Raw genomic sequence first — 24,015 nt, 5'->3', positions numbered from 1 at the left:
TGCGGGCAGGGCGACCTGCCCGCACTTTCGGAGGCTTTGATGAGTGATGTGCTGAGCCGCGTACGAACCGCACCCGCGACCACCATGGACGCGGCCGAGTACGGGACCGACTTCGGCAAGGAGTTCGAGGCCGCCGCCGGAATCGTGTGGAAGCTCGAACGCGCCCAGCATTTCGACGAGGGGGATCTCCCCAGCTATGAGGCGATGCTGGAGGGCGACTGGGAACGCTCGATGAAACTGGCGGACCAGATGCGCCCCGGTTTCCGCGCCGACAATCCCGACCGAATGGACTTCCGGCGTATCAGAGTGGTGGAGGAGCCGCTCAGCCGATACCTCCGCTGGGAGCTGGAGGTGCTGGCGATACGCGCCGAGGAAGGCGAGAACAACCGGGTGGTGCCGGTCTCCGCGGTGCGCCCGTACGAGGCCGCCGGCCCGGTCCCCGAGCTCGTGCTGTTCAACCCGACCGTGCTGTACGAAGTGCTGTACGACGAGAAGGGACGGCACACCGGCGCCCGCAAGATCACCGACCCTGAGGTCATCGAGCCCTGCATTCCGGTCCTTGCGTCCCTGTTCGACGAGGGCGAGGACCTGCGTGCCTATTGCGCCAGGACGAGGCGCGCTTGATCGTCGCCTTCCACCCCCTCGGCGTCCGCCAGGACGGCGCGGAGTGGATCGTCGGGCGCGTCGACTCCGGCGACTTCGTCGTCGTGCCCGAGGAGGGCATGCGGGCGATCCGGCTGCTGCAGGACGGGCTGAGCGTCGATCAGGTACGGGCCCGCCTGCTGACGGAAGCGGGCGCCGATCTCGACGTGGCGGACTTCGTGGCCGATCTGTCGGAGGCGGGCCTGGTCGCGGAGATCGACGGACGCCCGGTCGCGAGCCCGCCGCCGCTCCGGCCGACCTTTCCCCGGCTCAAGCCCCGGCACCTGCGCTGGGCCCTGCACCCCGCACTCCACCTGGCCCTGCTCGCACCGATCTGCGCGGGCATCGCCTGCCTCATCGCCCGGCCCGCCGTCTTCCCCGACCTGCAGACGGCGCTCTGGACCGGCCACGGCGCCTTAGTGCTGCTGTCGTGGACGGTCCTCGCGTGGCTGACGACCGGGCTGCACGAGCTGGCGCACCTGGTCACCGCGCGCGCGGCGGGCGTGCCCGCGCAGATGAGCCTCGGGACGCGCCTGCAGTTCCTGGTCGCCCAGACCGACGTCTCCGGCGTGTGGGCGGCCCCTACCCGGGTCCGCGTCACCGTCTACCTCTCCGGCATCGCCCTCGACCTCGCCATCTGCGGCGCGGCTCTGACCTGGACGTACGTCGCCGGACCGCATCCGCTCGCCGCGTGGATCATCCTCATCCAGCTCGCCCGCGTGGCCTACCAGCTCCTGGTGTTCACGCGTACCGACCTGTACTTCCTGCTGCAGGACCTCACCGGCTGCCGGAACCTGTACGGCGACGGCCGCGCGTACATGCTCGCCCTGACGCGCGGCAGGCGCGGCACGCTGAACGGGCTGCCGCCCCGCGAACGGGCCGCCGTGCGCTGCTACGCGCTGCTCCAGGCCGCCGGAACCCTCGCCTGCCTGGCGCTGGCCGCGCTGGTGATGCTGCCCTTGCTGGGCACGCTGATCGCGCAGGCGGCGCAACACCTGCTGCACGCGGACGATCCCCTGGCCATGGCCGAGGCGCTCGTCGTGCTGGTCCTCGTCGTAGCGCCCGAACTGCTGTGGCTGCGCACCTGGTGGCGAGGCCACGGGCGGCGGGTCAGAGCGTGGCTCACCAGTCGCGGATGGCGGGCATGGTGCCCGTGGCGTCCTCGGACTCGCGAGGAACCGGGTCGGGCAGGATCTCCCTGATGCGGTCCTGGATCTGCCGGGTGATCGTCTCCTGCGGCAGCGTGCCGTCGACCACGAGGTAGCGGTCGGGGGACGCCGCCGCCAGCGCGCGGAACTCCTTGCGTACGCGCTCGTGGAACTCCAGCGGCTCGGACTCGATGCGATCGGCGGCACCGCCCAGCCGGGCCAGGCCCACCTCGGGCGGGGTGTCGATGAGGACGGTCAGGTGGGGCACCAGCCCGCCGGTCGCCCAGGCGTTGAGCTTGGAGACGTCTTCGGGGTCGAGGGTGCGCCCCGCCCCCTGGTACGCCAGCGAGGAGTCGACGTAGCGGTCGGTCACCACGAGCGAGCCCCGGTAGAGCGCCGGCCTGATCACCTTCTCGACGTGCTCGGCCCGGTCGGCGGCGTACAGCAGCGCCTCGGCCCGCGCCGACAGGCCGCGCTCGGCGGCGTCGAGCAGGATGGCCCGCAGCCGCATGCCGATCTTGGTAGCGCCGGGCTCGCGCGTCTGCACGACGTCGTAGCCCTGGTCGCGCAGCCAGATGGCGATCACCCGCGCCTGGGTGGTCTTGCCCGAGCCCTCGCCGCCCTCGAACGCGATGAACAGCCCCGGCACCTGCTCGGCCGCCTGGGCCGGGTAGCGCTGGCCGCGCACCGCCGCGATCAGGTCGGCGGCGAGCGGGACGCCCTTCCTGTCGTCCATGTGACGCAGCGCCAGCACCCCGACCACCATCGCCAGCGCACCGGCGATCACCAGCACGAGGTTGGTGCCGTCGAAGCGGTAGCTGAACTGCCCCATGCCGATGACGTGGACTCCGAACAGCGCCGCCAGCGGGTTGGCCACGGCCACCACGAACAGCAGCGTCACCCGGGCCGTGGACTGCAGGAACGCGAACGTGCGCCCGCGCAGCGCGTCTTCGACCTCGAGCCCGATCAGCGTGTAGCCGATGATCCAGGCGATGCCCGCGCACGCCCCGAGCAGCACGGTCAGCATGACCACGATGACGAGGTTGTGCACCAGCGCGATCGCGACCAGCACCAGGCCCGCGACCGTGATGGCCAGCCCGAACAGCCGCCGCCGCGACAGCTCGCGCAGCAGCCTGAGCCCGAAGAACATGCCCAGCGCCATGCCGGTGAAGACGGCGCCGAACACCACGCCGTAAGCGGCGTCGCCGCCGCCCAGCGCCTCGACGTAGATCTTGGCCACGCCGACCACGGCGCCGCCCGCCGCGAACGCGCCCAGCATGCCGATGATCAGCCCGCGCACCACGCGGTTACCGCCCACGAACCGCCAGCCCTCGACGATCTGCTTGAGCACCGACGGCGTGGAGATCGCCCCGTCACGCTTGGGGATGTCGCGCAGCGTGAAGATGAGGACGGCCGAGACGAGGTAGGCGCAGGCGTTGGCGATGAGCGCCATGCTGGTCGCGCCGTGGCCCGGCAGGAACGGCAGCAGGCCGCCGATGAGGTCGCCCGCCACCGACAGCGCCGCGAAGAGCATGGCGGCGACCGGTGCGGTGCCGTACGTGACCAGCAGGTTGAGCCGGTTGGCCGACTCGAGCTGCGCCTTGGGCACGAGGTTGGGCACCGTGGCGTCCTTGGCCGGCACCCAGAACAGGTTGATGCACTCGACCAGGACGGTCGCGACGATGACCCACTGGTAGGCGTTGACGAACGGGATCGACAGCACGACCGCGAACCTGAGCAGGTCGGCCGCGAACATCGTCAGCCGCCGGTCGAACCGGTCGGCGAAGACCCCGGCGAGCGGCCCGAGCAGCACCGCGGGCAGCATCTTGGCGACGAAGACGCCGCCGACGGCCAGCGACTGCACGCGGTAGTCACCCTGGGTGAGGTTGCCCGCGAGGGCGGTCAGTGCCAGCAGGTTGAGCCAGTCGCCCAGGCTGCACACCGACATGGCCGTCCAGAGCCGTCGGAACGGCGCATTGGCCAGCACGTGGGCCGGGCGGCTCCGGCCAGGGGCAATCATGATTTCAGCGTATCCAGGTGTCGACCGGAAGGGTGTGGTCAAAAGACGGCCCGGATCTCCCCGGTCGTCCGTGGCTGAGGGTAATACGTCGGCATAGCCGGGCGCAGGGGACACACCCCGAATAGGCCCCAGAAAGCGTCATTGGTGCGCCACTCCGGCCTCGTGCCGCGCCGCTTCCACCACCGGCCGCCAGGCCGCGGCGATCTCCTCGGGCAAAACCAGCTCGTCCCACAGATCGATCAGCAGCACCGCGTCGATATGGCCGAGCAGCTCATCGGGCCCGCCCTCGCACAGCAGCGCGGTGTAGGCGGCCCGCCGCTCGTCACGGTCGGCCAGATCGTAGGCCCGCCCGCCGACGCGCACGACGCCCAGCGCCGCCGCCACGGGCAGCCGCCGCAAGCGGGTGGGCACGTGGAACGTGCGCCCGTCACTCGTCGTGCGGGCCGAGCACTCGACCTTCGCCTGCAGCACCAGCTCGAACCCGGCGGCGTCGAGAATGCGCCCCGCGGTCTCCAGCGTCGGCGACTTCCTGCCGTGCTCATAGGCCGACAACGTGGTGCGCGAGGTGCCGCTCACGCTGGCCAGCGCCGCCTGGTTGAGGCTCGCGGCCCGCCTGGCCTGCTTGAACAGCTGCCCGCCGCGCCTGGCCCAGGAGGCGACCTCCTGCCGGAACGCCCGCTCCACCGGGGAAGATGCCATGACCGCCCTCCGTGAGTATCCGCGCGGATACTCTACGCCATCAAAGCGTCACGTGACCACTTCATTACCCGAAGTCAGCTCCGCAATTCCACCAGACTGATCTCCGGCGGCGCGCCCACGCGTACCGGCGGGCCCCAGAACCCGGCGCCGCGCGTGACGTACACCTGTACGCCGTCCACCGTGGCAAGGCCCGAGACCACCGGCTGCTGCAGCCCCACGACCAGGTTGAACGGCGCGATCTGCCCGCCGTGGGTGTGGCCGGAGAGCTGCAGGTCGACCCCGTGGCGGGCGGCCTGCGCCACCTGGATCGGCTGGTGCGCGAGCAGCACCGTGGAGCGCCCCTCCTCGCGCCCGCCGAGCGCCTTGGCGAAGTCGGGGCCGTCGCCGCTGGAGGCGCCGCCGACGTCGTTGACGCCGGCCAGGTCGAGCACGGCCCCCTGATGCCTGATCTCCACCCGCTCGTTACGCAGCGAGCGAACGCCCAGCTCGCCCAGCTCCTCGATCCACTCCTCCGGCCCCTCGGGCGCGAAGTACTCGTGGTTGCCGGTCACGAAAAAGGCCCCGTATCGGGACTCCAGGTCCTTCAAGGGCCGCGCCAGCCGGCCGAGCCGGGCCACCGAGCCGTCCACCAGGTCGCCCACGATCGCCACCACGTCGGCCTCAAGTCCGTTGATCATGCGGACGATGCGCTCGGTGTGCCCGATCCCGGTCAGCGGCCCGAGGTGGATGTCGCTGACCACGGCGAACCGCAGGCCGTTCAGCCGCGGGTCGAGCTTCGGCAGAGTGATCTTGACCGGTTCGATCACGGGGTCGCCGAGCGCGCTCGTCATGCCGTACGCGACCGTGCCGACCGCGCTGACCCCGGCGATCGCGGCGGTGGCCCGCCCGAGGAAGAGCCGCCTGCTCATGTCGCCGGACGCCGGACGCTCGGCCTCCTCCTGCGGAGCCTCCACGGCTCCCGCGGCGGGCGCCGCCCCGACCAGCTCGGGCACGGCGGCCGGCTCGGGCTCGGGCGCGGGGGCGCGCGAGGCGGCCCTCCTGCGCAGCACCGTCCCCACGATGGCCCGCGGGATCTCCAGGACCGCCAGGATGATCACGAGGTAGAACATCACCGCGAGCCAGACATATCCGGCCCAGGCGATCCAGCTCTCAATCCCCAGGCGGGTGCCCAGGAACGTCCCTACGAGGACCGCGAGCAGCAGCGCCAGCGTCAACGTCAGCGCCTTGCGCAGCCGGCCGGGCCCGGTGGTGCCCCGGACGAGCCGGTGCCATAGGTAGAAGTGCGCGAGCAGCACGCCGCCCACGAAGATCAGGACGAACACACTGACGATGCTACGTCCGGCGGCCACCGCGCGATGACCGCCGGGAATCTGACGTTATGACTTGGTCGCCGTCTTCTTCGCCGTGGTCTTCTTCGCGGTCGTCTTGCGCGTGGTCTTCTTCGGCGCGGGCGCCCGCTCACGCCGCTCGGCCAGCAGCTCGGCGGCACGCTCGATGGTGATGTCCTCGACCGTGTCACCCTTGCGCAGGGACGCGTTGGTCTCGCCGTCGGTCACGTAAGGGCCGAAACGCCCCTCCTTGACCACCACGGGCTTCTTCGAGTTGGGGTCGTCGCCCAGCTCGCGCAGCGGCGCCGCCGCCGCGGCCCGCCCCCTGCCGCGCTGCTTGGGCTGCGCGAACAGCTCCTTGGCCTGCTCGATCGTGACCGTCAGCAGCTCCTCTTCCGAGGCGAGCGAGCGGGAGTCGGTGCCCTTCTTCAGGTACGGGCCGAACTTCCCGTTGTGCGCCACGACCTCCTCGCCCTCCAGCTCGCCGACGACCCGCGGGATCGACAGCAGCTTGAGCGCGTCCTCCAGGGTGATCGTGTCCAGGGACATCGACTTGAACAGCGACGACGTACGGGGCTTGGGCGCGTCGGCCTTCTTCGTACGCCGCTTGGGCGCGTCCTCGTCGGCGGGCGGCTCCGGCAGGACCTCCGTCACGTAAGGCCCGTAACGCCCGTCCTTGGCCACGATCAGGTGACCGGTCACCGGGTCGTGCCCGAGCTCACGGTCGCCGGTCGGCCGCGAGAACAGCTCCTCGGCCTTCTCCGCCGTCAACTCGTCGGGCGTCATGTCCTCGGGGACGTTGACCCTGGCGCCGTTGCGTTCGAGGTAGGGGCCGTAACGGCCGACCCGCAGCACGATGTCGGTGCCCTTGATCGGGAAGGAGCTGATCTCCTTGGCGTCGATCTCGCCGAGGTCGGTGACCATCTCCTTCAGGCCCTCGTCGCCGTCGGAGCCGTAATAGAAACGCCGCAGCTCGGGTACCCGCTCGGCCCGGTCGTTGGCGATGTCGTCGAGCACCTTCTCCATTTCGGCGGTGAAGTCGTAGTCGACCAGGTTGCCGAAATGCCGCTCCAGCAGATTGACCACGGCGAACGCCAGGAACGACGGCACCAGCGCCGTGCCCTTCTTGAAGACGTAGCCCCGGTCGAGAATCGTGCCGATGATCGAGGCGTACGTGGACGGCCGCCCGATCTCGCGGTCCTCCAGCTCCTTGACCAGCGACGCCTCGGTGTAGCGCGCGGGCGGCTTGGTGGAGTGGCCGGCCACGTCGAGGCGGGTCACGCTGAGCGGGTCGCCCTCCTCCAGGTTGGGCAGCCGCTTCTCGGAGTCGTCGCGGTCGGTCGACGGGTCGTCGGCGCCCTCGACGTACGCCTTCAGGAACCCGTAGAACGTGATGGTCCGGCCGGACGCGCTGAACTCAACGTCCTCCCCGGACGACGACCTGCCGCCCACCTTCACGCTGATCGACTCACCGACCGCGTCCTTCATCTGCGACGAGACCGTACGCTGCCAGATCAGCTCGTACAGCCGGAACATGTCGCCGGAAAGACCGGTCTCGCCCGGCGTGCGGAACTCCTCGCCGGCGGGCCTGATCGCCTCGTGCGCCTCCTGGGCGCTCTTGACCTTGCTGGAGTAGACGCGCGGCTTGGCGGGCACGTAGTCGGGGCCGTACAGCTTGAGCGCCTGCGACCGCGCGGCGGCCACCGCCGTCTCCGACAGCGTGATGCTGTCGGTACGCATGTAGGTGATGAAGCCGTTCTCGTACAGCCGCTGCGCCACCTGCATCGTGTACTTCGCGGAGAAGCCCAGTTTCCGGCTGGCCTCCTGCTGCAATGTGGTCGTCCGGAAAGGCGCGTACGGCTTACGCGTGTACGGCTTGCGCTCGACCGTTTTGACCGTGAACGAGGCTCCGGACAGCCGCCCGGCCAGCTCGCCCGCGGCCTGCTCCGACAGGTGCAGCACGTCGGCGCCGCCCTTGAGCTGCCCGGTGCTGGCGAAGTCGCGGCCCTGGGCCACCCGCCTGCCGTCGACGGTGGTCAGCGTGGCGGTGAAGTCGCGCGGCCGCTCCTCGGCCTTGCCGGTGTCGAACAGCGCCTGCAGGTCCCAGTAGTGGGCAGGGGTGAACGCGATGCGCTCGCGCTCGCGCTCCACGACCAGCCGCGTCGCCACCGACTGCACCCGGCCCGCCGACAGCTTCGGCTTGACCTTCTTCCACAGCACGGGGCTGACCTCGTAGCCGTAGAGCCGGTCGAGGATGCGGCGCGTCTCCTGGGCGTCGACCAGGCGGAGGTTGAGGTCGCGCGGGTTGGCCACGGCCTCCCGGATGGCCTGAGGGGTGATCTCGTGGAAGACCATGCGGTGGACGGGGACCTTCGGCTTGAGCACCTCGCGCAGGTGCCAGGCGATGGCCTCGCCCTCGCGGTCTTCGTCAGTGGCGAGGTAGAGCTCGTCGGCGTCCTTGAGCAGCTGCCGCAGCTTGGCCACCTGCGAACGCTTGTCGGGGTTGACGACGTACAGCGGCTCGAACCCCTGCTCGACGTTCACGCCGAGGCGTGCCCAGGGCGCCCTCTTGTACTTGTCGGGGATGTCATCGGCCTTCTCCGGCAGGTCGCGGATGTGACCGATGCTCGATTCGACGATGTAGCCGCGCCCCAGGTACCCGGCGATCGTCTTCGCCTTGGCGGGCGACTCGACGATCACCAGGCGTGTTCCACCGGCGCTGCCGTTCTTGGCTGGCACGCTGCTTCCTACCTCGCTGTTCGCTTGCAAAATCCCCCTGCCGGGAGTCGGCACAGACTGAAAGGTAACCCGACTCGCGGAATTTTCCTTCCCCGGGGCTACCCACTAGCTTCCGGGTCCACCCACAAGCACGCAGAATAAGGCCCATCGAGCGGCATGGCGCCCTGACTCACATGGAGACTAATCGTTGTGCTCGACTACTCCTACATGGATATCTTCATTCCGCGCGATCTCACTCGCGAAGCAGCACGTCAGCTGCTGACCGAACACGCCGAGTACGGGCAGTGGGAGCTCGCGCGCGTCCGAGTGCACCCTGACGGCAGCCGCCACGTACGTCTGCGCAGGAAGATCATGCGCGTCCGGAGCACGCTGCGGGCCTGACCCCGCCCGGCACGGGCGTCTTGTACGTGACGAACCCGTCGCTGCTCGTCACGGACGTTCTCGCCCGTCCGAGCAGCCCCTTTGCGGGCGACCTCGGGCGGCACGCCCCGGGCACCCCTGTGCCCACCTCGGCCGGCACCCCTTCGCCCACCTCGGCCGGCACCCCTTCGCCCACCTCGGCCGGCACCCCTTCGCCCACCTCGGCCGGGACCCCTTCGCCCCCCCTTGGCCGACACCCGCGAGCACGCCTTCCCCATCCTTGCCGACACCCGCGAACACGCCTTCGCCCGCGTCAGGCGGCACCTCGCGGGGGGGTGACTTTGCCCGCCCTGGCCGGCACCCTGCGGGCATGCCTTTGCCCGTCCCGGGCCGCGCCCCCGGAACGGGCAAAGTGCATCAAGGTAGTCGGTGAACCTCGAAGTACCTCAGATAAGAGCCTCCTTTCTGTTACTTACGGCTACTTACGGCCGAACCGGAACCGGCGGGCGGAAGCGAACAGCGTCGCGGCGGCGGCCAGCATGCCGCCGAACGCGAGGGCGAGCAGGGAACCGCTGTTCATTCCGGTGACGCCGCAGGCTGCTCGGCGCTCATGAGGCCGATGTCGCCGATCGGCAGGCTGCGGGTGGCCGAAGTGACGGCGCTGCCGGCCGGGTGGAGGCGACCAGGTCGGTCGCCGGAGAGAGTGCCGAGATCGGGCTCGACGAAGCGGTACGGCGCTTGCGGTCGGCGGACGAAGCGCGACTCTTGCTGTCGGCGGCGGCCGCGTGGTGGACCCTGCGCTTCGGCGGGGTGGCGGTCCGCTTCGGCGGCGTGGCCGGGGCCTGGGTCAGGCCGGGCAGCTCGGGGAGCGCGGGCAGGCCGAGGGTCTTGGAGATGTCGTCGACGACCGGGAGCTGCGTGGTGACGCCCTTGGCGGGCCCGGTGGCCTCCCTGACGTTGCCGACGCCCTCGACGTGCTGCGTGAACCCGCTCAGGTCGCCCGCGCCGGGAAGGTGCTTGGTGACGTCGGTGGCGGGCAGGTGCTTGGTCAGCCCGGCCGCCGCGGCTCCGACCTCCTGGCCGCCGCCCAGCACCGGCAGAGCGGGCGCGACGGGCAGCAGCCCGCCGCCCTTGGTGGCCGCGACTTTCGTGGTGGTACGCCCGAAGTGGCCGAACTTGCTGGGCCCGTGGTGAACGGGCTTGCCGACCCGCGAGCCGCCGAGGCACCCGGCAGCCGCGTCACCGAGGACCGCGGCCGCGTTGCCGCAGACGTTGACCGGAGCGGTGATCGGCGCGACCACCTGGTTGCCGCTCAGCACGCCGCCCGCGCCCGAGGTGCGGTTGCCGCCCGCCCCCTTGCCCGACTGGTGCACCGACGCGCCGCCCTGGCAGCCGGCCCGCGACAGGCCGACCACGGCGGCCGCGTTGCCGCAGGCGTTGATCGGGGCTGTGATCGGCGCCACGACCTGGTTGCCGGACAGCACGCCGCCCGCCCCGGACGTACGGTTGCCGCCCGCGCCCTTCAACGGGGTCTTCGCTGTCGCGCCGCCCTTGCACCCGGCGAACGCCTGCCCGATCAGCGCCACCGCGTTGCCGCAGACGTTGATGGGCGCGGTGACCGGCGCCACGACCTGGTTGCCGCTCAGCACGCCGCCCCTGCCGGACGTACGGTTGCCGCCGCCGGAGCCCGACTGGTGGACCGTGGCCCCGCCGCGGCACCCGGCCGCCGCGTTGCCCACGGCGTTGCCGCAGACGTCGATCGGCAGGGTGATCGGCGCGATGACCTGGTTGCCGCTGCCGACCCCGAAGCGCCCGTCGGTGTCGTTGCCCGTCGAGCCGGGCTTGTGGTGCCGCACGTGGTAGCGCTTGCCGGGCCCGCCGTTGTTGGTGACGGACGAGCCGCCCTGGCAGCCGGCGAACGCCCGGCCCACCGCCGCGACCGAGTTGCCGCAGATGGTGATCGGCACACTGATGGGCGCCACCACCTGGTTGCCGCCGAGGACGCTGCCGTTGCCCGACGTACGGTTGCCGCCCGCACCCTTGCCGGTGTTGTGTACGGTCGCGCCGCCCTTGCAGCCCGCGGTCGCGTCGCCGAAGATCGCCACCGCGTTGCCGCAGGCGTTGATCGGGGCCGAGATGGGCGCGGTGATCTGGTTGCCGCCGAGGACGCTGCCGTCACCCGACGTACGGTTGCCGCCGGCCCCGCCCTTGCCGGAGGTGCGGACCGAGGACCCGCCCTGGCAGCCGGCGTCGGACTTGCCGATCAGGGAGACGGCGTTGCCGCAGGCGTTGATGGGGACGCTGATCGGCGCGTTGACCTGGTTGCCGCCCAGCACGCTGCCGTTGCCCGACGTCTTGTTGGGAATGCCGCCGCGGCGGGTGTCGACGACCTCGGCGCCGCCCCGCGAGGTGGCCTCCGACTTGCCGATGGCCGCGATCGAGTTGCCGCTGATGTCGATCGGCAGGGAGATCGGCAGATCGACCTGGTTGCCGCCGCCGACGGACCCGTTGCCGGAGGTGTCGGCGAGCGCGGTGCCGCCGCCGAACGACATGACGGCCACGGCCAGCAGAGCCGCAGGGCTCGATGCCTTCGCCCACGTACGCATGAGAATGCTCCTAGTGATTTTGGGGGGATGTACTTGATCGGTCTCGCGGCCTCGCCCGGGGCCTGGCACAGCGTTCTGGTTTGTCCCTGTGCCGTACGTTTCACGCGTTGTGACCGCGTGCAGCGGGAGAGCCCATGGGCTCCGCGAACCGGTGTGAACTGACGTTGATGTCACCCGCGGGCGGCGTCCGGCATGTCAGGACGTGACGGACACGTCGTGGCCGTGCGTGATGGCGCTGTCGGATCGAGTCGCCACGCTTCGCCGCCGCGTTCGTACCTGGAAGCAGCGCCGGCTCCGGATCCGGAAAGCCGCGCGCCTCGCCGTCCGGGGGCGGCCGGGCTCGATGCCGGCCCGCGCCCCGGACCTACGCGGGATCAGTCAGGTGAGAAGAAGGGTCGTCCGCCGCTGTGCGGACGACGGGGGAAGCAGGCGCGCCAGAGGTGCGCGGCCGGCCTCGAGCCGCGGGTCGAAAACGGACCTCGCGACGTCCCCTGCAACCGGGCCGAACGGCCCGTTACCACCGCCGTTGGGCACCAGACCATCGGTGCTCAGGATCTTGTTGGCGTCGGACGGTGACGGCAGACCAGGATCCCGCTGGCTGTTGAGGCCGTCGACCGTGCGCCCCGCCATGGCCTCGGCGTTGTCGGACGCCGTCACGCCATCGGGGCTGATGAGCGAGTGATGAGCTTGGGACGCGGTCTCACCGAGAGAGCCGGCCTCCGAAGCTTGAGATGCCGCTTCTGTCGCCGCGGTGGAGTCCGCGGCCGCCGGAGCGGCGGTGAGCATGCCGAACAGAACGGCGAACAGCCACCCGACGGCCACGAGGGCCCCGGTGGCGGCTGCCCGAAGGGCGATACGCCGGGCGCCGGCCGCGAACCGCGCCATCCGGTCCGCCCGGTCGATGGTCACGCCCTGCGTCGGTACGGCGACACGCGGGCGGCGGGCAGCCGGGGCCGCAGCCCCCGCCGGCCATTCCGCCACGCGCATCATAGTGCCCTCCAAGCTCCAGAACCGGCCCCACATCGTGAGGCCGGTCCGTGGACTCACCCCTCAACGGTCCGTAACCGTAGCAGTACCCAAGGTTGCCGCAAGCACTTTTCAGCCGACGGCCAGAAAATCCTCAACTCCCCCGTACGCAGACCCACCCGAACCACCCCAACCCCCTCCTGCACGCCCCACGAAACCCCCATCCGGAGACCCCGTTCACCCCATGCCGGCGCGCCCGCGCTTTCTCGGTATGACGCAGTGCTCAGAGTTTGCTAACCTTACGGAGCCGACGCGAGATGACGGTCCCGCGTGCAGGCACCAAGTCCGGGTGGCGGAATAGGCAGACGCGCTAGCTTGAGGTGCTAGTGCCCAGTGATGGGCATGGGGGTTCAAGTCCCCCTCGGACACGCACTCTGACCCGATGGAGTCCTGGTTGCTGGTAACAGCAACCAGGACTTTTCGTTGTGACGGGTAGTAGGTCAGTTCCAGACCGAGTTCGGCGTATATCTTCGCCTTGCGGGACGGCCTCGCGTCACGGAGAACGTCCACCAGGTCGCCCAGCTTGCGCAGGGACGCCGCGAGAGCGTCCCGATCCATGCGGGCGCTCCGGGCCGCCTGGCAGGCGCCGTAGCCGACGCTCCAGCTCGCTCCGGTGCGACTGCTCCTCCCGCATCCACCCGGCGACGATCACCGGATCAGCACCCGCCTCCAGAGCCGCGCGGTGCTGCCCGAGCTTCCGATCACTCTCAGCGAGCTGCCGCTTGAGCAGTTCGCTCTCCTGAGCCGCCGGCGCCGGGCCTCCATGGGCCCCGACCATCTGGTCCAGCGTCCGTTCGATGTTCCACGGCGTGAACAGCCGCGCGAGCCACTGCTCAAGCTTCGGGGTGATGTCGCGCTCACGGACGTAGACGTTGCGCGGATGTGTGACGTGATTGGCCAGCGCGTATTCCTGCGGGAAGCGACACCGGTAGTACGGCATCTCGTTGTTCCACTCCCCCTGCATCCTGCGCCCGCAGATGCCGCAGCGCAGCAGACTGCGGAGCTGGTAGTAATGCCGAGACCGCCTGACTGTCTTGTCCGTGTAGCGGTGGCCCCGGCTCGCCAGCGCCTCCTGCACCGCCTCGAAGTCCTCGCGGCTCACGATGGGCGGGTGCGCAGGCGCATCGGACCAGATCCACTTGTCCTGGGGATTCCATCGAAGCTTGGTGGTGTGGCCGAGCCCGACGTCATCGATGTCGATCAGGACCTCGTCCTTTCGCTGCCGGTTCCAAACCTGGTAGCCCGTGTAGCGGGGGTTCGTCAGAATCGCGCGCACGGCCCCCTTGGACCAGGCCACGCCGGAGCGGTGGCGGTTCCGCGCCGGGTCGTGAGCGGAGGGGCAGAGGATCCCTTCACGCGTCAGCCTCTCGGCGATGGCGAACAGCCCATAGCCCGCCAGAAAGTCGGCGAAGATCCGGGCGACCACCGCCGAGGCGAAGGGATCGAGTTCGAGACGGTGCATCCGCCGGCCATCAGCCGCCTTGGCCGGATTGGGATGCGGGCCGGCGTCCACCAGACGGTAGCCGTACGGCGGACGCCCACCCAGAAAACGCCCTTCGACCTGAGCCTGAGCCGACATGGCGGTACGAACGCGGATCTTGATTCGGCTGCGCTCCCCCTTGCTCATCCCGCCGAACACACTCATCACCAGGTCGTGCGCTTCGTTGGACGAGTCGATCGGACCACCGACCTCGGGCACCCACAGTGGGACCCCGAAGTGCTCGAAGAGCGGGAAAGTCAGCCCGTACTGGTTGCCGTAGAACGCCCGATGCGGCTCGCCGATCACCACAGCCTGGAAGTCCCGATCCGGGTTGCGCAGCTCGGTCAACAGTGCCGAAGCCTGCGGACGGCGCTGCCAGGGAATCGAGCGTGACTTGTCCACATCGAAGAACTCGGCGACGATCACGCCCCCTCTGGGCTCGATGAGCGCCCGGGAACGAGTGAGCTGCCAGGCCCGCGAGGATTCCGGGTCCTGGTTGTCCTCAGTCGAGACTCGGCCGTAGAAGGCGAAGCGGGTAGCGCTCATGGTCCTCCTTCACGCCGCGTCGGCCAGAAGGCCGCTGAACGGCTCAGGACTCGCTTCCATCAGAATGGCAAGCAGCTCCATCGCCGCGCCGGGAGTCAGGTGAGGATCATGCGCGGGAAGGACGACTTCCAGCTCTCCCCCACCCCTCATGCCGCCACCTCCCCTCCCATTGCCGAAAGATCTTGCTCTAGCCGGTTCATGTGGGCTCGCCAGCGTTGGCGTTCGGCGACGGTGCGGAGGAGGCGTACGGCGAGGGGCGGTACGTTCGCGTCGCCGGCCGGGAGGGGCTTCCAGATGTAGCGGTGCGGGTCGGTGGGCTGGTCGGGGTGGCCGAGGGCTTCCAGGACCCAGGTGCGGCGGTCCTGCCTGTGCTCGGCGAGGGTCTTGTTGGACCACTTGCGCGAGACCAGGACGCGGCGTCCGGCGTAGCCGAGGTGTCCGGGCTTGTGGGCCTTGCCACGGCAGCGGCCGGGCTGCATGCCGGGCCTGGCGTTCTTAGGCTGGATGCCGTAGCGGAGCCAGTTGGCGCAGGTGGGTGAGCACGGCTCGAAGCGGAGGGCTTCGACGAGCCGGGCCGCGTGGTCGCGGCGGGCCTGGTCGTCGGTGGCGGCGTCGAGCGGGTCGGCGAGGCTCTTGGTCAGGTACTTGGTGAGGTAGCCGAGCCACTTGCCGGCGGCGGGTGTGCCGGCGAGCACGCTTTGGATGTTGTGCTGTTCGCCGAAGCCGACCACGTGGAGGGGTTGGGCATCATCGTCGGCGTCGAGCTGGTCGAGGGCCTGTTCCCAGGTGGGCAGGACTTCGCCGGTGTCGGGGTCGAGGTAGCCGGTCCCGTCCTGCCAGAGCGGCAGGTGGTCTCCCTCGAAGCGGATGGTGTCGGTGGGTGGCCACCAGACCTGGTGGTAGGTGGCGGCGATGATCTGCTTGAGTCCGGCGCGGGGCAGTGTGCCGCGGATGGCCATGTGCAGGTGCGGGGCGAGGCGTTGCTGTGGCTCGACGGTGGCGAAGTACTGCACGTCGTATCCGGCCACGCGGCGCAGGTTCTGCACGAAGCGGTCGATGAGCTTGGAGAAGTGCAGGGCGTCGCGGGCGGCGCGGCGGTAGTCGTAGGTGTCCGGGTCGAGGGGTACGCCGTCGCGGACCTTGCCGTAGGACGGGAGCGTCAGGGTGATGAACATCGAGGGCCGGTAGACCCGGCCGTCCGGTGCGGTGAAGGTGCGGCCCAGCGTGGTGGCGGCCATCTTGCGCTTGGGCAGGTCCGGGGCGTCCTGGCGTCGTCTGGTGGAGCGGACGCGGCGGCCGGTGGTCCGACCGGTGACGTGACCGCGCATCCCGGCCTTGGTGATCTCTTCGTCCAAGCCCTCGGCGAGGATGTCGAGGCCGGTGCTGTCCTGGCCTGCTCGTCCGGCGGCCTCTTGCTGGGCGTGGACGTCGGCGCGGAACTCGACCAGCCGACGCTGCTCCTCGTCCGGCTCGTTCGGGGTGCTGGCCGGTTCGTGGTCGAGGTGCCAGCCCTCGCGGCATTGGGCCATGCGGAGCTGACGGTTGCGCTTGGCCGGCAGTGATAAATAGTCGGGGGCGGGGCCAGCCATGACTGGCCCCGCCCCCGCGCGCGCAGCACTGTCAGATGTCGCCGCCGCGTAGGCGGTAGGCGCGTTCGTCTCCCGGGTTCAGCAGGATCGCCGGCAATTGCTCCAAGCCGAGGTCGAGGGCACGGTGAATGCTGTGCCAGCCGTCGATCACCAGGCGGTTGCCGGGCGGCTGTGCGCACGGCAGTGGCTCGAGCGTCCCGCGCCCATGGAGGATAGGCTCCTGCGCCTTCAGCCGTCATCATGACGTGGGGCCTGATCGTCCTGACCGTGACGGCAGCAGTGAACCGAGTCGTCACCGAGCGGAGATCGTCAAGACTTCTCCCAGACCGTTAGTCGTCCCCTGACCGTCTTGCCGACCTCTTCTACGAAGAAGGCACCGAAATGTGACTCCACCGTCTTGATGCAATACCACCGTCCAACGCTTACCGCTAGTTCCTTAGAGCCCTCGGCATAAGCGGCGTCGTAGCATTCCTCATAGCCCGGCTTGCCTGCCCCTCGCCAGAGAGCCACAAGACCGTTGTCGTACAGATCGAGTTCGTAGCGCTTTTCCACCCACCATATGTCGTTGACGTCGGGTCGTGATGCCGGCGGGCTGGCATCGAGATCTTTGCTGTCACCATCTAAGCGGAGCCCGCCTTCGTAGAGGACCGAAGGACCCGGGCTCGGAGTCGCCGAGGAAGCGGTGGTGGGCGACTCGTCTGGACCCCATATAGGGGGTATAACGGTCACAAGAGCCACTACGCCGGCGATGATGGTCCAGATCTCAGCCTGCGTTTTACGATTCCACCAACTCGCGAATCTGCGCTTATGACCGTCTTTCTTTTTATCAGTCAGCACCTCCGCCCCTTTCCCGATCACCGGCCTGACAAATGAAGGCGAGGCCACGCTTGGGAGAACAGGTGATCATTATTCATGGGCATGCGCCAATCGCGACGACGCATTCATGCCGCCGCATATCCCTCGGCCGTCATGCGCTCCGCACCGGCACACGTGCGGCCGGAGCAAACAGCCCTCGCCCGCCGCCGGCGTGCGATCCATACGGGGAATGATATTAGCAATGCATGCCACAATGTGTGCCTACTAGCGCTTCTGACCGAACACTTTGCGGCCAAAATTCGCATAGGACGACATAACGGTGCAATTGAGCGATTCTGCCGGCTGAAGGGCGAGGTGGGTGCCTGTGAGCAAGCGCGGCTACTTCCCCGTATCGGGATGAAGAGCCTAAGGTGGCCGGCCGCGCCCAAGGCTCGGGTGTGGTCACCGCAGTCCGGCCAGCTCCCTGAGCTGGCGGCGGGATGTGATGCCGAGCTTGTGGAAGATGTTGCGCAGGTGGGCGTCGACGGTGCGCGGGCTGATGAACAGCCGCCCCGCGACCTCCTTGGACGTGGCGCCGCCCGCGACCAGGCGGGCGATGTGCGTCTCCTGAGCGGTGAGATCGTCGATGTCGCCCGTCGTGCGGCCGCGGACGACCTCGCCCGCCGCGCGCAGTTCAGCGGTGGCGCGGTCGGCGAAGGCGGTCATGCCGATGTCCGCCAGCCGCTCGCGGGCGGTACGCAGCTGCGTGCGCGCGTCCCGTTTCCTGCCCTGGCGGCGCAGCCATTCCCCGTAGAGCAGGTGCGCCCTGGCCAGGTACGGGGCGAGCCTGGTCGCCCCGAGGTGGTCGAGCGCCGCGCGATGGTCGGACTCGTCACCGGTGACCAGCGCACGGGCATAGGCGCCGACCCCCAGCGCCCACGGTGTGGCGCTGCCTTCCGTGCGCTCGGTGAGCGAGGCCAGCGCCGCCCTGGCCGTCTCGTGATCGCCGCTGCGGGTCGCCGCCTCCACCAGTTCGGGCAGGGCGATCGCGGTGACGAACAGGTCGCCGTGGCGGGTGGCCGCCCTGGCGGCGGCGAGTGCCGCCGGGTAGTCGGCGAGGCCGTTGTCGAGGACCGCCGCCGCCCAGTTGGCGTTGGCGATCGTCTGCCCGGTGCCGCTCGCGGTGGCCTCGGCGGTGAACGCCTCGATCATGGGCCTGGCCTCGTCCACCCGGCCGCAGCCGTTGCGCGTCGTCGTCGGTGAGGCCGGTCAGCTCGACGCCGGGCAGGTCGTCGAGCCCGTGGCGGGTCGCCAGCACCATCGCCACCGGCTCGGCCGCCCTCGCAGGGCTGCTGGCAGAGGTGGACTTCCGCGCGCCGTCGTGGCTCTATGCGGTGTCCGTCGTCATCGTGCCGTTCGCGATGCTCGCCGTGCGCGAACAGCGCACCGCGCCCGCGCCCGCCCGCCGGGTGCGCGGGCGCGGGCCCGCCGCCGGCTGGGCGGCGCGGCCATCACCGCCGCGAGCGTCGCCCTGCTGGCCGCCGGTTGGCTGGTCATCGGCACCGCGGGCACGACCCCGTTGGTCGTCGCGGGCCTGCTCGTCGGCGGCACCGGGGTGGGGCTCGCCGTACCGAACCTGAACCTGCGGCTCACCGAGCCGGCGCCGCCCGAAGGCCGCGGCCGGGTTCTCAGCGGACTCGTCGCCTCCGTGTTCCTCGGGCAGTTCCTCTCGCCGCTCGCCGCACAACCCCTGATCGAGGTGTCCGGCATCGCGGGCGCCTTCACCTTGACCGGGCTCGTGGCCTTCGCGGGCGTCCTCGCCGCCGCGGTCACGATCCGTCGTTGCCACCGAGGAAAGGAAATCCGGTGATCTACCACACCATCCGCCTGACGCTGCGCCCCGACGCCCCCGCCGACAAGGTCGAGGCCGCGCTGGACAGCCTGCGCAACCAGGGGCGGGTCATCCCGGAGGTCGTCTCGTTCGTGGTCGGCCGCGACGTCGGCGGCGCGTACACGTGGGGCGCAACCTTCGTGCTCAAGGACCTGGACGGCTACTGGGCGTACCTGAAGCACCCCGCGCACCGCCACACCGACGAGATCGGTCTCCCGCTGGTCGAGAACTTCGTCTCGTTCGACGTCACCGACGACGAGGACCCGGAGATCGCGGAGAAGATCGCCGCGCTGCACCGGCGCCGCTACGAGGAGGACCCGCGCTCGCGCGGCTCGTGTCCGACCTCCCCGTCCTACACGGGCAGCAGCGCCCCCGGCCCGCACGGGAACTGACCGCGAGAACCGGCCTCGCGGCGGGCGCGGCCGGTCGGGCCGTGCCTGACCGACGGCCTGACAGGCGGGGTTTCTGTGCATGCGCGCCGCGACCGCAGCAGCCGTGAAATCGGGCGCGCATGGAAACGACCGGCGTGCGGGGAGGACGCACGCCGGTCGTTCCTGGTCAGCGGGCGGTGGATCGGTCGGCCACGGCGGCGTCCGGGGCGAGGGCCTCCGCGACCGTCACGCGCCGTCCCGCGCGCTGGCGCCAGACGCCGACGCCTACGACGATGACGGCCACGGCCACGCTGATCGCGAGCTGCGACCGGTTCCCTTCGTCGAAGAGCATGCCGAGCAGCAGGGCGATCATGCCCGCGATCGACGCCCAGGTCAGGTACGGATAGCCCCACATGCGCAGGGTCAGCTTGTCCGAGGTCTCACGCTCCAGCACCCGGCGCATCCGCAGCTGGGAGAACGCGATCACCAGCCAGACGAACACCGCGACGGCGCCGGAGGAGTTGGTGAGGAACAGGAACACCGTGTCGGGCGACACGTAGTTGAAGAACACCGTGACGAACCCCACGACGGTCGACGCGAGCACGGCCACGACCGGCACCTTCGCGTTCGACAGCCTGCCGAAGGCCTTGGGCGCGTCCCCGCGCACCGCCAGCGAGTAGGCCATCCGCGAGGCGGTGTAGAGCGCGGAGTTCAGGCACGACAGCACGGAGGTCAGCACGATCGCGTCCATCACCACGCCGGCCGCTGGCAGCCCGATCCGGTCCAGCACCGCGACGTACGGGCTCTTGACCACGCTCGCGTCGTTCCAGGGCAGCAGCGTGACCACGACCGCGATGGAGCCCAGGTAGAACACCAGGATCCGCCACACCACCGAACGCACCGCGGAGCGCACCGCCTGCTCGGGGTGGGCCGACTCGCCCGCGGCGACCGTGGCGATCTCTGCGCCGAAGAAGGAGAAGACCACGACGAGCATCGCGGCGAACACGTGCCCCGGTCCGTTCGGGAAGAAGCCCTGGTGCCCGGTGAGGTTCGACAGGCCCGGCGCGGGGAAGCCGGGCAGCAGTCCCGCGATCGCCACCACGCCGACCAGCAGGAACACCGTGATCGCGGCGACCTTGATGGAGGCGAACCAGAACTCGAACTCGCCGTACGAGCGGACGGAGACCAGGTTGGTGACGGTCAGCGCGACCATGAGCAGGAGCGCCCACCCCCACTGCGGCACCCCGGGCAGCCAGCGGTGCACGATCGCCGCGCCCGCCGTGGCCTCCACGCCGAGCACGACCACCCAGAACCACCAGTACAGCCAACCGATCGAGAAACCGGCCCAAGGGCCGATCGCCCGTTCGGCGTACGCGGAGAACGAGCCGGTGTCGGGGTTGGCGGCCGCCATCTCGCCGAGCATCCGCATGACCAGCACCACGAGCAGGCCGGCGGCGGCATAGGACACCAGAACGCCGGGGCCGGCCTGGCTGATGGCGGCCCCGCTGCCCACGAACAGGCCCGCTCCGATCACGCCGGCGATCGCGATCATGCTGAGGTGGCGTTTGCCGAGGGAGCCGGCCAAGCGGGAGGCCGAACCTGGGGAACCGGTAGTGCGCCCGTCCATTCCTTCTCCTTCCCGAAGAGCTATGACGGAAGGTTCGTGCCGTGTGACGAGCGCGGCCAAGTGCCCTTTTCTGACAAGTTCCTCGACGAAGTTGGCCATTGTGGAGTAGTGCCGGCAGCAGCGGTGACGGCGCCGATCGCTCACCGAACGCACGTTCGCGCTGCCGACGGCGCCCGCACCGACGGCCTGGCCGACGTCATCGGCCCGCTCCCCCGGCGAGAAAGCCGCTTGCTCGCTCGCCGGAGCCGGGCCAGGCCGGGCCAGGCCAGGCCGGGGATCACGCGGGGGCCGGCCATAGACCGGGGCGTCAGGCGGCGGCCAGCCAGAGGTCCGGGCCGAAGACCTCGTACTTGATGTCGCGTGCTGCCACCCCGGCCTTCAGCAGCTGGCCGCGCACATCGCGCATGAACGGCAGCGGCCCGCACAGGTAGGCGATCGCGCCCTCGGGGATCTCGACATCCGACAGGTCCATCAGGCCGTCGCGGTCGGGAGCTGCGGCGCCTCGTTCGTACCAGAAGATGCGATCGTCGGCGAGGTTCGCCATGTCCTCGCGGAGCGCGTGCTCGGCCGGTGAGCGGTCGGCGTGCAGCAGCAGGACGCGGCGGTCCGAGCCGGTGGCGGCCAGGTGCTGGAGCATCGCCACGATCGGCGTGGCGCCGATGCCCGCCGAGGCCAGCACCAGGGGCGCGTCGCCGTCGTCCAGGGTGACGTCGCCGAACGGCGCGGACAGGGTCAGCTCGTCACCCGGGCGTACGGTCTCGTGCAGCAGCGTCGACACCTCGCCGGCGGGGTCGCCGGTCACCCGCTTGACGGTGATCCTGCGCAGCTCGCCCGCGCTGGACAGGGTGTACTGGCGCAGCTGGTGGACGCCGTCGGGCATGCGTACCCGGACGCTGACGTACTGGCCGGGACGCGCGGGCGGAACGGGCGCGTCGCCGAGCGGACGCAGCAGGAAGGAGGCCACGTGCGGCGTCTCCTCCCGGCGGGCGACCACCCGCCACTGCCGCCACGTGTCGCCGTTACGCGCGCCCGCCGCCGCGTAGATCCTGGCCTCCTGGGCGATCAGCGCCCCGGCCATCAGCCAGTACACCTCGTCCCACGCCGCCGCGACCTCCGGGGTGACGGCATCGCCCAATACGTGGGCGATCGCGGCGAACAGGTACTTGTGCACGATCACGTACTGGTCGTCGGTGACGCCCACGGCGGCGTGCTTGTGCGCGATGCGCGAAAGCAGCTCGTCGGGGCGCTCGTCCGGATGATCGAGCAGATGTGTCGCGAACGCGGCGATGGACCCCGCCAGGGCCCTGCGCTGCTCGCCGTTCGCCTGGTTGCCCCGGTTGAACAGGCCGTCGAGCAGCTCCGGCCGTTCGGCGAACATCGTCTCGTAGAAACGCGCGGTGATGGCGTCGAGCGAGGCACCGACGACGGGCAGCGTGGCACGGACGATCGCCGCAGATTCCGCGGACAGCATGAAACCCCCAACGCAGATGGACTACGGAGGCCCGGTGGGCCGGGGTCCAAGCTACGGACGAGGCCGGGCTCGCTCACCAGGCGAACGTCGGTCATCACAGGGTCGAAAGTCCCTAAAGCGGGATCAAGCGGGCCGGACAGCAGTCCCTATAGCGAGATCATGTGCCGGGCAGCGCGGTGGCCAGCAGAACGACGCCGACCGACCCCACCAGCGAGCCCACCGCCATGACCCGCGCCAGTGTGGGCCGCCCCGCCCCGGACGCCCACCCGTGCACCCCGGCCGCGGCCATGACGACGCAGAACAGCAGCAGCTTGGCGGCGAGAATCCGCCCGTAACCGGGCTCGGCCAGCGAAGCCCAGGTGACGCCGTGGTGCCAGGCGATCGCCACGCCCGTGGCCAGCTGAACGGGCAGGAACACGGCGGCGGTGAGCAGCCCGAAACGCCGCCCGACAGCGGTCATGACCTGTCCGCGCCGCTCACCGTCCAGCATGCGGCGCGCCAGCGGCAGCACGACCAGCGACACCGCCAGCTGCCCGCCGACCCAGAGCGCGGCTCCGAGCACGTGCAGAAAACGCACCACCGTCCACCACGTCATGACACGCTCACCTCGGTATGGTGCCCTGGCCTGCCGCCCTGGCCTTGGAGGTGCTCGCGATCGACCATCGGCAGGCCGGGCGGGTCGATGACGACCGCGCCGTACATACCGTTAGCGAAATGCTGGGTGATCGGCATGGTCCCATCATGCAAGGGCCACACTCCGCCCGGCACGGCAGGTCGCTCGTTCGTCCCGCCGTATGACGCCGGTCGGCACCGCCCGGTGCTGGGGTCAGCGGCCGGGGAGGTTCTTGAGGGATTCGGAGCGGCGGGCGAGGAGCTCGGCGTAGGTGCCGTCCCGTTCGGCCCAGCGCAGGGGCAGGGCGCGCTCGACGATGATCTCGTTCGGGGTCGGGTTCTGGGTGAGCAGGCCGACGGCCTCGTCGAGGTAGCCGTCGAGGGGGAGCGCGGCGGGGTTGAGCTTGGCCTGCTGGTCGGAGGTGGCGACGGCGGGCGGGATGAGCTCGGTGACGTGGATGCCGGTGCCGGCGAGCTGGGCGCGCAGGGACTCGGTGTACGAGTGCACGCCGGCCTTGGTGGCGCCGTACGTCGGCATCAGGGGGAACGGCATGAACGCGATGCCGGAGGTGACGGTGATGATGTCCCCTGCGCCGCGGCCGAGGAGGTGCGGGGTGAAGGCGTCGATGACCCGGATGGTGCCGAGGAGGTTGACCGCGATCGTGGTCTCGGCCTGAGCGATGTGGGCCGGGTCGCGGAGGTCCTCGGCGAGCATGACGCCCGCCATGGTGACGAGCACGTCGAGGTCGGGGTGCTTGGCGAGCACCTCGTCGCGGGCGGCGGCGATGGAGGCGGGGTCGGTCACGTCGATCCGTACGGCCTCGACGCCCTCGACCCGGTCGATGTCGCGCCCGCCGACGACGACGGTGCTGCCGGCGTCGATGAAGCGCTGCGCCAGCCCGCGCCCGATCCCGTACGTGCCTCCCGCGATGAAGACGGTACGGCCGCTGATGTCCATGGCTTGACCTCTTTCCTGGTGTCCGATCTGCTTCCCACGGTCGTCGCGGGTGCGCGAGCGCGGAAGGACCCTGGTGTTCCTGGGGTCTGGCAGGGCCCCCTCTCCGC

At 70.2% G+C, this 24,015-nt stretch carries 20 protein-coding genes and 1 tRNA gene; 6 read left to right on the top strand and 15 right to left on the bottom strand.

Annotated features, from left to right (window positions below; all coding sequences use genetic code 11):
- The first annotated feature begins 39 nt into the window (after nucleotides 1–39).
- Nucleotides 40–624: a DUF6879 family protein gene (locus WBK31_RS36985; protein WP_406673913.1), complete on the top strand. Its 585-nt coding sequence runs from the start codon at nucleotides 40–42 to the stop codon at nucleotides 622–624.
- The gene (locus WBK31_RS36980; RefSeq protein WP_406673912.1) at nucleotides 621–1,844 is read left to right on the top strand and encodes a hypothetical protein; all 1,224 of its coding nucleotides are present in this window, start codon (nucleotides 621–623) and stop codon (nucleotides 1,842–1,844) included. Before WBK31_RS36985 ends, WBK31_RS36980 begins: the two co-directional genes overlap by 4 nt.
- Here WBK31_RS36980 and tmk read toward each other — a convergent pair.
- From tmk to topA, 4 genes are all read right to left on the bottom strand, one after another.
- Nucleotides 1,765–3,810: a dTMP kinase gene (tmk, locus tag WBK31_RS36975; protein ID WP_364064127.1), complete on the bottom strand. Its 2,046-nt coding sequence runs from the start codon at nucleotides 3,808–3,810 to the stop codon at nucleotides 1,765–1,767. The two genes, WBK31_RS36980 and tmk, sit on opposite strands and share 80 nt — an antisense overlap.
- A 138-nt stretch (nucleotides 3,811–3,948) precedes the next feature.
- The gene (locus tag WBK31_RS36970) at nucleotides 3,949–4,509 is read right to left on the bottom strand and encodes a helix-turn-helix domain-containing protein (RefSeq protein WP_364064129.1); all 561 of its coding nucleotides are present in this window, start codon (nucleotides 4,507–4,509) and stop codon (nucleotides 3,949–3,951) included.
- A 74-nt stretch (nucleotides 4,510–4,583) separates the two neighbouring features.
- On the bottom strand, nucleotides 4,584–5,831 hold the full coding sequence (locus WBK31_RS36965) for a metallophosphoesterase (RefSeq protein ID WP_364064131.1): 1,248 nt from the start codon (nucleotides 5,829–5,831) through the stop codon (nucleotides 4,584–4,586).
- 54 nt (nucleotides 5,832–5,885) lie between these two features.
- Nucleotides 5,886–8,576: a type I DNA topoisomerase gene (gene topA / locus WBK31_RS36960; RefSeq protein ID WP_364064134.1), complete on the bottom strand. Its 2,691-nt coding sequence runs from the start codon at nucleotides 8,574–8,576 to the stop codon at nucleotides 5,886–5,888.
- 207 nt (nucleotides 8,577–8,783) lie between these two features.
- On the opposite strand from topA, the gene WBK31_RS36955 reads away from it, so the two are divergent.
- Nucleotides 8,784–8,957 carry a DUF5703 family protein gene (locus WBK31_RS36955; RefSeq protein WP_378790156.1) on the top strand — a complete coding sequence of 58 codons (174 nt, stop codon included), beginning with the start codon at nucleotides 8,784–8,786 and terminating at the stop codon, nucleotides 8,955–8,957.
- Between the two features lie 587 nt (nucleotides 8,958–9,544).
- Here the strand turns inward: WBK31_RS36955 and WBK31_RS36950 are convergent.
- On the bottom strand, nucleotides 9,545–11,542 hold the full coding sequence (locus WBK31_RS36950) for a chaplin family protein (protein WP_406673911.1): 1,998 nt from the start codon (nucleotides 11,540–11,542) through the stop codon (nucleotides 9,545–9,547).
- 378 nt (nucleotides 11,543–11,920) lie between these two features.
- The gene (locus WBK31_RS36945; protein ID WP_406673910.1) at nucleotides 11,921–12,451 is read right to left on the bottom strand and encodes a hypothetical protein; all 531 of its coding nucleotides are present in this window, start codon (nucleotides 12,449–12,451) and stop codon (nucleotides 11,921–11,923) included.
- Between the two features lie 398 nt (nucleotides 12,452–12,849).
- On the opposite strand from WBK31_RS36945, the gene WBK31_RS36940 reads away from it, so the two are divergent.
- Nucleotides 12,850–12,935 (top strand) — tRNA-Leu (locus WBK31_RS36940).
- 126 nt (nucleotides 12,936–13,061) lie between these two features.
- Here the strand turns inward: WBK31_RS36940 and WBK31_RS36935 are convergent.
- The 4 genes from WBK31_RS36935 to WBK31_RS36920 form a co-directional block, all read right to left on the bottom strand.
- Nucleotides 13,062–14,594: a recombinase family protein gene (locus WBK31_RS36935; RefSeq protein WP_406673909.1), complete on the bottom strand. Its 1,533-nt coding sequence runs from the start codon at nucleotides 14,592–14,594 to the stop codon at nucleotides 13,062–13,064.
- A gap of 146 nt (nucleotides 14,595–14,740) precedes the next feature.
- A complete protein-coding gene (locus tag WBK31_RS36930) occupies nucleotides 14,741–16,183 on the bottom strand; it encodes a replication initiator (RefSeq protein ID WP_406673908.1) in 1,443 nt (480 codons plus the stop codon).
- A 309-nt stretch (nucleotides 16,184–16,492) separates the two neighbouring features.
- On the bottom strand, nucleotides 16,493–17,020 hold the full coding sequence (locus WBK31_RS36925) for a hypothetical protein (protein ID WP_378785782.1): 528 nt from the start codon (nucleotides 17,018–17,020) through the stop codon (nucleotides 16,493–16,495).
- Between the two features lie 420 nt (nucleotides 17,021–17,440).
- Complete coding sequence (locus WBK31_RS36920) at nucleotides 17,441–18,190, bottom strand: LuxR C-terminal-related transcriptional regulator (RefSeq protein WP_406673907.1); 750 nt, start codon at nucleotides 18,188–18,190, stop codon at nucleotides 17,441–17,443.
- Between the two features lie 31 nt (nucleotides 18,191–18,221).
- Between WBK31_RS36920 and WBK31_RS36915 the strand changes: the two genes are divergently transcribed.
- Nucleotides 18,222–18,848 (top strand): MFS transporter, encoded by a 627-nt coding sequence (locus WBK31_RS36915; protein ID WP_406673906.1) that lies wholly within the window; start codon nucleotides 18,222–18,224, stop codon nucleotides 18,846–18,848.
- A complete protein-coding gene (locus WBK31_RS36910) occupies nucleotides 18,845–19,261 on the top strand; it encodes a Dabb family protein (RefSeq protein WP_364064163.1) in 417 nt (138 codons plus the stop codon). Before WBK31_RS36915 ends, WBK31_RS36910 begins: the two co-directional genes overlap by 4 nt.
- Before the next feature lie 166 nt (nucleotides 19,262–19,427).
- On the opposite strand, the gene WBK31_RS36905 is transcribed toward WBK31_RS36910, so the two are convergent.
- From WBK31_RS36905 to WBK31_RS36885, 5 genes are all read right to left on the bottom strand, one after another.
- The gene (locus tag WBK31_RS36905) at nucleotides 19,428–20,867 is read right to left on the bottom strand and encodes an amino acid permease (protein ID WP_364064166.1); all 1,440 of its coding nucleotides are present in this window, start codon (nucleotides 20,865–20,867) and stop codon (nucleotides 19,428–19,430) included.
- 307 nt (nucleotides 20,868–21,174) lie between these two features.
- Nucleotides 21,175–22,338, bottom strand: a complete 1,164-nt coding sequence (locus WBK31_RS36900) for a globin domain-containing protein (RefSeq protein ID WP_378785785.1) — start codon at nucleotides 22,336–22,338, stop codon at nucleotides 21,175–21,177.
- A 157-nt stretch (nucleotides 22,339–22,495) separates the two neighbouring features.
- Nucleotides 22,496–22,933: a hypothetical protein gene (locus tag WBK31_RS36895; protein ID WP_364064172.1), complete on the bottom strand. Its 438-nt coding sequence runs from the start codon at nucleotides 22,931–22,933 to the stop codon at nucleotides 22,496–22,498.
- Nucleotides 22,930–23,070, bottom strand: a complete 141-nt coding sequence (locus WBK31_RS36890; protein WP_364064175.1) for a hypothetical protein — start codon at nucleotides 23,068–23,070, stop codon at nucleotides 22,930–22,932. Before WBK31_RS36890 ends, WBK31_RS36895 begins: the two co-directional genes overlap by 4 nt.
- 94 nt (nucleotides 23,071–23,164) lie before the next feature.
- Nucleotides 23,165–23,908, bottom strand: a complete 744-nt coding sequence (locus tag WBK31_RS36885) for an SDR family NAD(P)-dependent oxidoreductase (RefSeq protein WP_364064177.1) — start codon at nucleotides 23,906–23,908, stop codon at nucleotides 23,165–23,167.
- Nucleotides 23,909–24,015 lie beyond the last annotated feature (107 nt).

The organism is Nonomuraea sp. N2-4H (assembly GCF_045291505.1).
In the GTDB taxonomy this organism is placed as follows: Bacteria; Actinomycetota; Actinomycetes; order Streptosporangiales; family Streptosporangiaceae; genus Nonomuraea; species Nonomuraea fastidiosa.
This window is presented reverse-complemented; position numbering and strand designations above follow the sequence as displayed.